The sequence below is a fragment of the Campylobacter sp. 2352 PW genome (genome assembly GCF_024723575.1).
In the GTDB taxonomy this organism is placed as follows: Bacteria; Campylobacterota; Campylobacteria; order Campylobacterales; family Campylobacteraceae; genus Campylobacter_D.
The window spans coordinates 1-10,018 of record NZ_JANQCX010000023.1 but is presented as its reverse complement, the minus strand read 5'-3'; the positions used below and the strand labels follow the sequence as shown (position 1 = coordinate 10,018).

The 10,018-nt window shown below is 28.5% G+C and carries 12 protein-coding genes; 8 read left to right on the top strand and 4 right to left on the bottom strand.

Translation table 11 applies throughout. The annotated features are described in order from the left end of the window. The 5 genes from CAMP5121_RS07875 to CAMP5121_RS07855 all read left to right on the top strand — a co-directional run. On the top strand, positions 1-331 hold a 331-nt coding region (locus tag CAMP5121_RS07875; protein ID WP_337215283.1), incomplete at its 5' end, for a glycerol-3-phosphate acyltransferase. Continuing rightward, positions 316-633, top strand: coding sequence for a dihydroneopterin aldolase (locus CAMP5121_RS07870; protein WP_173787072.1), 318 nt, complete (start codon positions 316-318; stop codon positions 631-633). The genes CAMP5121_RS07875 and CAMP5121_RS07870, both read left to right, overlap by 16 nt. 77 nt (positions 634-710) lie before the next feature. Next, entirely contained in the window at positions 711-1,385 is a 675-nt protein-coding gene (gene hsrA / locus CAMP5121_RS07865) for a homeostatic response regulator transcription factor HsrA (RefSeq protein WP_039667907.1), read from the top strand. Positions 1,386-1,500: 115 nt separating this feature from the next. Next, positions 1,501-1,746: a YfhL family 4Fe-4S dicluster ferredoxin gene (locus tag CAMP5121_RS07860; protein WP_012660922.1), complete on the top strand. Its 246-nt coding sequence runs from the start codon at positions 1,501-1,503 to the stop codon at positions 1,744-1,746. Beyond that, complete coding sequence (locus tag CAMP5121_RS07855) at positions 1,746-3,242, top strand: Ppx/GppA phosphatase family protein (protein ID WP_337215282.1); 1,497 nt, start codon at positions 1,746-1,748, stop codon at positions 3,240-3,242. Before CAMP5121_RS07860 ends, CAMP5121_RS07855 begins: the two co-directional genes overlap by 1 nt. Here the strand turns inward: CAMP5121_RS07855 and CAMP5121_RS07850 are convergent. Genes CAMP5121_RS07850 through CAMP5121_RS07840 form a run of 3 tightly spaced genes read right to left on the bottom strand, consistent with a single transcriptional unit; the run spans position 3,239 to position 4,709 of the window. Further along, positions 3,239-3,997: a hypothetical protein gene (locus CAMP5121_RS07850; RefSeq protein ID WP_337215281.1), complete on the bottom strand. Its 759-nt coding sequence runs from the start codon at positions 3,995-3,997 to the stop codon at positions 3,239-3,241. The genes CAMP5121_RS07855 and CAMP5121_RS07850 overlap by 4 nt on opposite strands. Continuing rightward, complete coding sequence (gene fliN, locus CAMP5121_RS07845; RefSeq protein ID WP_012660919.1) at positions 3,994-4,290, bottom strand: flagellar motor switch protein FliN; 297 nt, start codon at positions 4,288-4,290, stop codon at positions 3,994-3,996. The genes CAMP5121_RS07850 and fliN overlap by 4 nt, the downstream gene beginning before the upstream one ends. Further along, complete coding sequence (locus CAMP5121_RS07840; protein ID WP_012660918.1) at positions 4,287-4,709, bottom strand: hypothetical protein; 423 nt, start codon at positions 4,707-4,709, stop codon at positions 4,287-4,289. Before CAMP5121_RS07840 ends, fliN begins: the two co-directional genes overlap by 4 nt. A 111-nt stretch (positions 4,710-4,820) precedes the next feature. On the opposite strand from CAMP5121_RS07840, the gene pseI reads away from it, so the two are divergent. The 3 genes from pseI (at position 4,821) to CAMP5121_RS07825 (ending at position 9,678) form a co-directional block, all read left to right on the top strand. After that, positions 4,821-5,858: a pseudaminic acid synthase gene (pseI, locus tag CAMP5121_RS07835; RefSeq protein ID WP_337215280.1), complete on the top strand. Its 1,038-nt coding sequence runs from the start codon at positions 4,821-4,823 to the stop codon at positions 5,856-5,858. Positions 5,859-5,960: 102 nt separating this feature from the next. After that, positions 5,961-7,700, top strand: coding sequence for a motility associated factor glycosyltransferase family protein (locus tag CAMP5121_RS07830; RefSeq protein WP_337215279.1), 1,740 nt, complete (start codon positions 5,961-5,963; stop codon positions 7,698-7,700). A 100-nt stretch (positions 7,701-7,800) separates the two neighbouring features. Next, positions 7,801-9,678 (top strand): motility associated factor glycosyltransferase family protein, encoded by a 1,878-nt coding sequence (locus CAMP5121_RS07825; protein ID WP_337215278.1) that lies wholly within the window; start codon positions 7,801-7,803, stop codon positions 9,676-9,678. 25 nt (positions 9,679-9,703) lie between these two features. Here CAMP5121_RS07825 and CAMP5121_RS07820 read toward each other — a convergent pair. Next, the coding region (locus tag CAMP5121_RS07820) for a flagellin (protein WP_337215277.1) at positions 9,704-10,018 on the bottom strand (315 nt) is incomplete at its 5' end.

Genomic DNA, 10,018 nt, shown 5'->3' with positions numbered 1-10,018 from the left:
AGCAGTATTTGGCCATTGTTTTTCTCCTTATTTAAAATTTGAAGGTGGCAAAGGAGTAGCTACTGGAGCTGGGGTTTTAGCAGTATTTTTACCTTTTGAGATTATATGTGCACTTTTGGCTTGGTTTATTATAGGTAAGGTATTTAAAATTTCAAGCTTAGCCTCACTTGGAGCTTTAATTGTTTTAATTGCAACTTCTTTTATATTTCATTATGATATGCCTGTGATTAATACCCATGCGCCGATATTTATCATCGCTTTTATAGTAGTTTATAAACACATACCAAATATTTTAAGGCTTATTGGAAAACAAGAATGCAAAGTCATATAAAAGTTAGCTTAGAATTTAAATGTATTATAGGGCTTTTGGATTTTGAAAGAATTCAAGAGCAAAAAGTCCTAATAGAATTAGAAGCTAAAAGTAAGAAATTTTTAGATTATGCAAAATTATGCACTAGAATAGAAAAAATCTATAAAAAGAAAAAATTTAAGACTATAGAAAAATCTTTAAAATATATATGCAAAGATATCAAAAAACATCATAAAAAACTTCAATTTATAAATATTACTTGTTATAAGCCCGATATCATCAAAAATGCGTGCGTTGGAGCTAGTTTAAGCAAAAAATATTAAAAATTTTTTAAAGAATTTTGAACATTTGCTTAATTTGTGTTATACTTTTGCACTAAAACTATCTTCAAAGGAATAAAATGCGTATTTTAGTTGTAGAAGATGAAGCATCGCTTAATAAAACTTTATCAAACACTTTAAATGAGTTTGGCTATCAAAGCGACACTTCAGAAAATTTTAAAGACGCTGAGTATTTTATAGGTATTAGACATTATGATTTAGTATTATCAAATTGGACTATAGGCAATAATGATGCAAGCGATTTGATCAATGCTATCAAACAAAAATCTCCAAGAACTGCTATAGTAACAATGTGTACAAAAGCAGACAAAGAAAATGAAATCAAAGCTTTAAAAGCTGGAGCAGATGATTATATAAAAAAACCTTTGGATTTTGAAATTTTAATGGCAAGAATCGAAGCTAGACTTAGATTTGGCGGGACAAATGTGATTAAGATTGATGATTTAGTGATTGATCCTGATGAAGAAAAAATCACTTATCAAGGAAAAGACATAGAATTAAAAGGAAAGCCTTTTGAAGTTTTAACTCACCTTGCTAGACACTCTGATCAAATCGTATCAAAAGAACAACTTTTAGATGCTATTTGGGAAGAACCTGAACTTGTAACTCCAAATGTTATAGAAGTTGCAATCAATCAAATAAGACAAAAAATGGATAAACCTCTTAATATTTCCACTATAGAAACTGTGCGCCGCAGAGGATATCGCTTTTGTTTTCCTAAAAAAACTAACTAAAAAATTTTTAGAATGATTTGATCATTCTAAAAATTAAATATTTTTATCTCTTTTTAAATTAGCTATAAGTTTTTATATAGTATAAGTTTGCTTTATTATCAATAAAAGGAAAAGTATGTCACTTTTAATCACTAGAGAATGTATATCCTGTGATGCATGCAGAGAAGAATGCCCAGATGAAGCAATTTATGATAATGATCCAATCTATGTCATAGATCCTGATTTATGTACTGAATGTGTGAATGAATTTTCAGAACCAGCCTGTATAGTGGCCTGTCCAGTAGATTGTATCATACCTGATCCTGATAATGTAGAAAGTATTGATGAGCTTCGCTTAAAACATAAAAATAAAGATATTTAATGGCTAAAAAAACAGCAGTAATTGATCTTGGCTCTAACTCCGTTCGCATGGTTGTTTTTGAAAGAACCTCAAGATATGGTTTTTTTATTTGCAGTGAACACAAAAAGAAAGTAAGACTTGGAGAAAATGCTTATAATAACAACAAAATCCTTCAAGAAGAAGCCATGTTTAAGGCCGAGAAGGCACTAGCTTATTTTAAAGAAAAAGCTGTAAAAGAAAAATGCAGGAAAATTATTGCTGTTGGAACTTCTGCGCTAAGAGATGCACCAAATGCAAAAGAATTTATTACTAGAATATCAAAAAATGTGGGTTTAAATATAAAATGCATTAATGGTAAAACAGAATCATTTTTAGGTGGTCTTGCTGCGTTAAATTTACTATCAAATATTCAAAATGCCACCACCATAGACATAGGTGGAGGATCAACCGAGCTTTGCTTGATTAAAGAAGGTAAAATTATAGATTGTATTTCACTTGATCTAGGAACTGTAAGATTAAAAGAAATTTTTTATGATACTAAAAGATTAAACGCTCTAGATCAATTCATACAAGAAGCTCTAATGCAAGTTCCAAAACATTTTCAAAGCGAAAATATTATTGCCATAGGTGGAAGCTTAAGAGCATTATCAAATTCTATAATGAAAAAAAATTCCTATCCTTTAAAAATAATCCATAATTTCAGCTACAGCTTTGAAAAAGAAAAAAATTATATAGAAAAAATTCAAAATGCAAAAAATTTAATAGATTTTGATATCAAAAAAGATCGTTTTGATACTATAAAAGAAGGTTGTGTCATATTTTTAGCCTTAGCTAAAAAACTCAAAGCTAAAAATATCATCACTTCAGCAGTAGGTGTCAGAGAAGGCGTATTTTTATCTAATCTTTTTCAAAAATACGCCAAAATAAAAAACGACACTAATGACTTTTCGCAATTTAATGCCAAATTTCCGCCAAATTTCAACCCAAGTTTAAAATCCTTACAAGATCGCTTTGGTGTTGATTATAAAGATAAAAGCGCTTATTTTGCAAGTAAATTATTTGATGTGCTTTCACCTTTTCACAAAATAAGTTCAGATTTTAAAAAAGATCTTTTAAGCGCTGCTAAATTAGCCCATATAGGTGAAAAAATTAATTTTTATTTTGCTAATGAACATAGCGCCTATATGGCAATGAGTGGCTTAAACTTTGGCTTTTCACACAAAGAAATTTTGCTTATTGCAACTCTTTTAAAAGCCAATGGTAAAAAAATAAACCCCCTTGCCATAGAACATGTTAAAGAATTATTACCAAATAACCATATATTAGCTTGGCTTAATTTTATTCTAGCACTAGCAAAAAAACTTGCTAAAGATAGTGATGAAAATCTTGATTTTACATTAAAAAATCATACCTTATATATTTATTCAACAAAAAAACAAATTTATTTTTCAAGAGAAGAAATCAAAAAAATTTCAAAGCCGAAACTTATTGTTTTAGCTTTTAATCAATCTAATTAAGCATTTTGTTTTAAAAGTAAATTTTGCAATCTTTGTTTATTTTCTTCAAAATAAGAATCAAAGTCTTTTTCTTTTGGTTTTTGGGATGTTTTGTTTTGTTCCTCATTTTTCATCATAGCTTCACTTGTTTCTAATACCACATTAGAATTTCCTATGATCATAGTATAGCGTTTTAAGCCATACTCAAAGACTACAAGTTGGTTATGTCTATCAAGCGGTCTTTGAAAAATCAAAGTAAAATTTCTATCTAAAGGATGTTTTTGCCTTAAATACATTTTTAAAAACCAAAGTCCAACAAGCAAAAGTATCAAAACACTTACAACTAAAATATAATTTGTAAAATCATACTCTTGCATTTTTATCTCCTCATTTTTTTCTTCTAAGCTATTTTTAGTTGCTAAATTCATACCTTCTTTTTGAGCGCGTAGTCTTAATCCATATTCACCAATCGTATCTGCATTAATTTGTATCTTATCGCCAACACTTAAGGCTATAAAAGTTTTTTTACCTTCTGAAAAAATTTTTATTTTTTTAATAATGCTAGAATTTAACGTCTTATCTTCTTCTTTAATACTTTGAGCATTTAGTGTAAAGATAATAATATCACCTTTTCTCTTTTGACTAATGCCTTCTTTATAAGGAATATCAAATGAAAAAGTAATATCCACCCTATCTTCTCTAGGATAGATATTATAATCAAGAATTTTTGCCCCAAAAAGAGGTAAAGCAAGTAGTAAAATCCAAATAAATCTCATTGCAATTCTTTTTTAAAATACTGCAATACTGATTTAGAATCTAAAATCTCATTAATTCTTATGGCAAGGTTTTTTTCATACACCATCACCTCACCTTTACCAAAAATTCTTTTATTCAAGTAAAGCTCCACACTTTCGCCTGCTGGCTTTTCAAGATCTATCACAGAACCAACTTCTAGCTTTAAGAGTTCTCTCACACTCATATTAGTCGTGCCAAGCTCACTAACAAAATCAACACTAATGTCTAAAATATCTTCATAAGATTGCAATAATCCTAAATGATCTTCTATCATATTTTTTTATAACCTATTCTAAAGGAAGCATTTTTTACTTCATAAGTAAATTTTTCTTTGAGTTTAATTTTTGAAAATCCATCAATACGCCCTAAATACTCAGGAACACCTAAACGATACTCATCTTTTCCATTAGTATCATTAAGTAGCTTTTTAGCATAGCCTATGATTTGATTGGCCACTTCTTTAACTAAATCTGCCAATCCATCTTCTTTTAATTCTTCATGCAATAAAAATTGTGCAATTTCATTTAAAGCTTGTTTTTGAAAAAACAAATAAAAACTATATTCCTCATCTTTAAAATACAAAGGTATAGAAGCCCCATAAAGTTCGCCTCTAATCACGCTTTTTTGTGAAATTTTTAATTTTAAAATATGCTCAAAAAAATGATAAATTGAATACTCAAGTGTTTTAGTCATAGCTTTTCCTTAATAAACTTATAATAAATTTATTTTACTAAATAAACCTTTAATCATAATTAATAATTAAAATATAAAATACTATAATTTTGATTTGCTAAAAGGCTTTTAATGTTTATAGAAAATTTTAATTTAGATGAAAAAGTTTTTATCATTGCCGAGCTTTCAGCCAACCATGCAAACAGCCTTGAAGTGGCCTTAAAAACCATACAAGCAGCTAAAAAAGCAGGGGCTGATGCTATAAAAATTCAAACCTATACCCCGGATAGCTTAACGCTAAATTCTGACAAAAAAGATTTTATTATCGAAGGTGGTTTGTGGCATGGACATAAACTATACGAACTATACGAAGAAGCTAAAACGCCTTATGAATGGCATGAAAAACTTTTTGAATGCGCCAAAAATGAAGGGCTAATCTGCTTTTCTAGTCCTTTCTCTAAAGAAGATGTGAATTTTTTAAAACAATTTAATCCCCCAGCTTATAAAATCGCTTCTTTTGAAGTAAATGATTATGATTTTGTGCGTTATGTGGCAAAAGAAAACAAACCTACTTTGGTTTCTACAGGTATAGCTTATGAAGAAGAGCTTGAAATGGTTGTTAAAATTTTCCAAGAAGAAAACAACCCAAATCTAATTTTGCTTAAATGCACTTCGGCTTATCCTTCACAAATTTGTGATTTAAATCTAAACGCCATCAAAACTTTACAAGAAAAATTTAAAACCATAGTAGGCTTAAGCGATCATAGCGAGGGATTTTTAGCACCTACTTTAGCCGTAGCTCTTGGCGCAAGAGTCATAGAAAAACATTTTATATTAGATAAAAGCTTAAATAGTGCTGATGCTAAATTTAGTCTTGATTTTGAAGAGTTTAAACAAATGTGTTCTATGGTGCGCTTAAGTGAGCAAGCACTAGGTAAAGCCAACTTAACAATAGATAAAAAAACTTTAAAAAATCGCCACTTTGCAAGAAGCTTATATGCGAGTAAAGATATAAAAAAAGGTGAAATTTTTACACAAGAAAATGTAAAAAGCGTAAGACCAAATCTAGGTTTGCATCCTAAATTTTTACCTATCATACTTGGCAAAAAAGCAAGTTGTGATATAGAATTTGGACAAGCATTAAAGAAGCAACATTTACAATTAAATTAAACACTGTTTATGGCTCATATAAATCTCAAATGTACAATTTCAGGTATTTTATTAATTAAACCATACTTTTTGCTATAATAAAACAAAAATTTGGATTTTATAATGAATAAAGAATTATTTTTAAAAAACACCCAAGCTCTTTTTGAAGTTGATCAAATATTAGCTTATGAACTAAGAAAACTATCTGATACTCAAAGATTTCAACTTATAGAGAATAAAATTTTTGATACATGCAATCAAGTATTCTTGGATGAAAATCACTCTTTTGACTTTGAAAAATTTGAGTTATATCCAGTATTGTTTTTTTACGGCTTTGGTGATGGGAAATTTTTCTTAGAACTTTTAAAAAATCAACACTTAAAGCACATTGTAATCTTTGAGGATGAGTTAGAAATTTTATATCTAGCCTTTCATTTGATTGATTTTTCAACACTTCTTAGAAAAGAAAAATTAATTTTATTTTTTACACCAAATATCAACACCGCTCAAATCAAAGTTTTATTTGATTATCCCAATATCAAACATACATTAAAAATTTTTAATTTTCACTTTTACAATGAGTTTTATACCAATTTTTACTCATCTAATGCCCAAAATATAATGCAAGCTATGCTAAATACAATCAAAACACTTATGCTTGCTCGAGGTAATGACCCAAAAGACGCTTTAATTGGAATAGAACACAATACTATCAATCTTGAAAAAATCATCACTCATGCTCCTTTAAAAAGTCTAATAAAAGACAGAAAAGCAAAAACAAAGAATGCTATAATAGTTTCAACAGGTCCATCTTTAATAAAACAACTACCTCTTTTAAAAAAATATCAAGAAAATGCTGTAATTTTTAGCGCTGATAGTTCCTATATAATATTAGCAAAAGAGGGAATTAAACCAGATTATGTATGTTCTTTAGAAAGAGTAGATCTTACAAGTGAATTTTTTAATAATGATTTTGGAGATTTTGATAAAGATATATTATTTATCATTGCTTCTTTAACTCATCCCAAAACCATAGAGTATTTAGAAAAAAATAATAGAAATTATATACTTACTTTAAGACCTTTATTTTTTGAAAGCAAACTCGGCTTAAATGAATATGGTTTTTTAGGGAATGGCATGAGTGTAGCCAATATGGCTTATGAATTAGCTGGTGCTTTAAGATTTGAGAATATCATTTTAATAGGCCAAGATTTAGCTTATAGTGATGATGGTAAATCACACCCGAAAGAGCATCTATATGGTGATCAAGGAGATAAGGAAGTAATTTACAAAGAAATCACTGCTTATGGTGGTAACGGAAAGGTGAAAACGCAACTTACTTGGTATTTATTTTTAAAAAACTTTGAAAAAGATATTGCTCTTGCAAAAAACATCCTAAATATAAAAACATACAATGCTACAGAAGGTGGAGCTAGGATAGAAGGAACCATAGAAAAACCTTTTAAAGAAGTTTGCGAAGAAATATTAAGAGAGAAAATTAACAAAAACATCACATTGATAAAACCAAAAAATCCTCAAAAAAAAATCAAACAATGCAAAGAAAGACTTATCAAACAAACAAAGCAATGTCAAATATTTATCAATGAATGTAAAAAAGCTATTAAAGAAAAAAACTTAGAAAAACTAGAAAAACTGAGATTAAAGCTACCAAAAAGTGATTTTTTTTCAGATATTGTGCAAGCTAGATATTTTCAAAATGAATGTGAAGTTTTAAAATACAAAGTTTCAAAAGTTAAAGATTTAGAATTTTTCTTAGCTCAACAAATAGATTTTTTTGAAGAAATTATTTTATATCTAGAAAAATATAGTGACACCATTAGAAAAAATATTAATAATAAATAATTTTAATGGATTTTGATTTTTACTTTCTAAGTCAAATGTGCAATATTATATTTTAATTTAAATTGAAAAATGTCGATTTTATCTTAAACGAAAGGGTAATATGAAAACAGAAATTTTTAAAAAAAATATCAAAGCTTTAAAAGGAAATGATTTTCAAAGTTTAAAAAGAAAATTGAGCAGAATAAAAGAAATAAAAGATTATATTTATGTTTTTGATAAAGATCCTCTAAACTGTAATATTTGTTATAAGAATTTGAAAAATATATACAAAGACCCTCTAAAAGAATTACAAGAAAAAATAGAAATTTTCAATAAAAAATACCTAAGATACCCTGTGTTATTTTTTTATGGTTTAGGTAATGGAATTTTTTATAAAAATTTACTATCGAACAAAACTCACGAGAAAGTTATTGTCTACGAAAAAGATATAGAGTTAATATTTTTAGCCTTTAATATGATTGATTTTTCTAAAGAACTTTCAGAAGGAAGATTGATTATCGTTCATACCAAGGAAGTAAATTATGTTAAAGCGGATTTAACATGTAGCTTATTAGGTTTATTTCTAAGAACCTATGATCTACATATTCATTCACATTTTTATGAAGATCAAAAAAAAGAAATTCAATACATTAACACCTTAAATTCTAAAGTAATTAAAAGCATAGCTTTAAAGCAAGGAAATGACCCAATAGATGCTATGCAAGGAGTAGAGCAATTTGTTTTAAATTTACCCAAAATGCTAACACATCCAAGTTTTAAGGAATTAAAACAAAAAAGAGCTAATAAAAGTAAAAATGCTATATTAGTAGCAACTGGACCATCTCTGCAAAAGCAACTTCCTTTACTTAAAAAATATGCAAATAATGCAACTATCTTTTGTGCTGATAGTGCTTATCCCATCCTAGCAAAAGCCGGTATCAAGCCTGATTATGTTTGTATGCTTGAAAGAGATGATATAGTAGCTAAATGTTTTGATAATGATTTTGGAGATTTTGATAAAGATATAATTTTTATTTTAGCCTCATTAGCATATAAAGATAGTATTAATTTTTTAGAAAAAAATAATAGAAAATACATTTTAGTTTCAAGATCTTTACCATTTGCTTATTCTGTAGGTTTGCATGATTTTGGTTATGTTAGTGGGGGTATGAGTGTTGCTCACTTAAATTTCGAGTTAGCCCAACTATTGGGACATAAAAATATCATTTTAATAGGACAAGACTTAGCTTACACCAATGAAGGTAAAACACACAGTGATGGCTTTTTACATGAAAGTTACCATGAAGGAGACTTTGAGCGTGACCATGGTAAATATGAAATTTTAGCCTATGGTGGAAAAGGCTATGTGCAAAGTTCAGAAATTTGGGTTTTATTTAAGCAAATTTTTGAAAACTTATTTCATAAGCAAGCAAAAATAAAAATTTACAATGCCACAGAAGGTGGAGCAAGGATAGAAGGAACCATAGAAAAGCCTTTTAAAGAACTCTGCGAGACCTTGCTTACAGATAAAATCAAAAAACCTTTTCCAAAACTGCAAAAACTAAAACGTAAAGATAGCAATGAATTGATGTTACAAGCTTATAACAAAATCAAACAATATATCAAAGCAAGTGATAAATTTTTTAAAGAATGTAAAAGATTACATAAAGCACTAAACAACCAAAGTAAAATCCGCTATACACCTCAAGAATTAAGCGATCAAATAGACACTCTTAAAACAACACTAGAAAGCCAAAAATACATTTTTTTAAGAGAAGTTATCTCTCCTTCTTTATTTCACTTAGAAAGCACTATTTCTAAAATTTATGTCTCTCCTATACACAATGATAGTGATAAACAAAATAAACTTACAGCTTGGATATTAGCGCATAAAACTTGGCTTGAAGATATAGCAGAATTAACTTTGGTACAAGAAAAAGCTTTAAAAATTGCTATCATGCCTTTACAAGATATCTTAGAAAAAAGAAAATTAATATAAAGTGGGTTTTTACCCACTTTTGGATTTATTGTAAAAGTTTTAGAACATTTTGTTGTACAGCATTAGCCTGACTCATAGCATAAGATCCACTTTGAGCTAGAATATTATACTTAGAAAAGTTTGCACTTTCTGCAGCAAAGTCTACATCTCTGATGTTTGATTCAGCTGATTTGATATTTACTTGAGTTACACTGATGTTATTAAGTGTAGCTGTGATTTGATTTTGCACTGCACCGATGTCAGCTCTGATAGCATCAAGGTTTGCCGTGGCAGTTTCAACTATATCCATCATAGCCATTGCACCTTTAAGCGTAGTAACACCTGGAGTTTGATCATTTCC

Coding starts and splice junctions, on each gene's coding strand:
- pseI (WP_337215280.1), top strand. CDS start 4,821: ATGTTTATAGAAAATTTTAATTTAGATGAAAAAGTTTTTATCATTGCC.
- CAMP5121_RS07830 (WP_337215279.1), top strand. CDS start 5,961: ATGAATAAAGAATTATTTTTAAAAAACACCCAAGCTCTTTTTGAAGTT.
- CAMP5121_RS07840 (WP_012660918.1), bottom strand. CDS start 4,709: ATGACTAAAACACTTGAGTATTCAATTTATCATTTTTTTGAGCATATT.
- CAMP5121_RS07870 (WP_173787072.1), top strand. CDS start 316: ATGCAAAGTCATATAAAAGTTAGCTTAGAATTTAAATGTATTATAGGG.
- hsrA (WP_039667907.1), top strand. CDS start 711: ATGCGTATTTTAGTTGTAGAAGATGAAGCATCGCTTAATAAAACTTTA.
- fliN (WP_012660919.1), bottom strand. CDS start 4,290: ATGATAGAAGATCATTTAGGATTATTGCAATCTTATGAAGATATTTTA.
- CAMP5121_RS07850 (WP_337215281.1), bottom strand. CDS start 3,997: ATGAGATTTATTTGGATTTTACTACTTGCTTTACCTCTTTTTGGGGCA.
- CAMP5121_RS07825 (WP_337215278.1), top strand. CDS start 7,801: ATGAAAACAGAAATTTTTAAAAAAAATATCAAAGCTTTAAAAGGAAAT.
- CAMP5121_RS07855 (WP_337215282.1), top strand. CDS start 1,746: ATGGCTAAAAAAACAGCAGTAATTGATCTTGGCTCTAACTCCGTTCGC.
- CAMP5121_RS07860 (WP_012660922.1), top strand. CDS start 1,501: ATGTCACTTTTAATCACTAGAGAATGTATATCCTGTGATGCATGCAGA.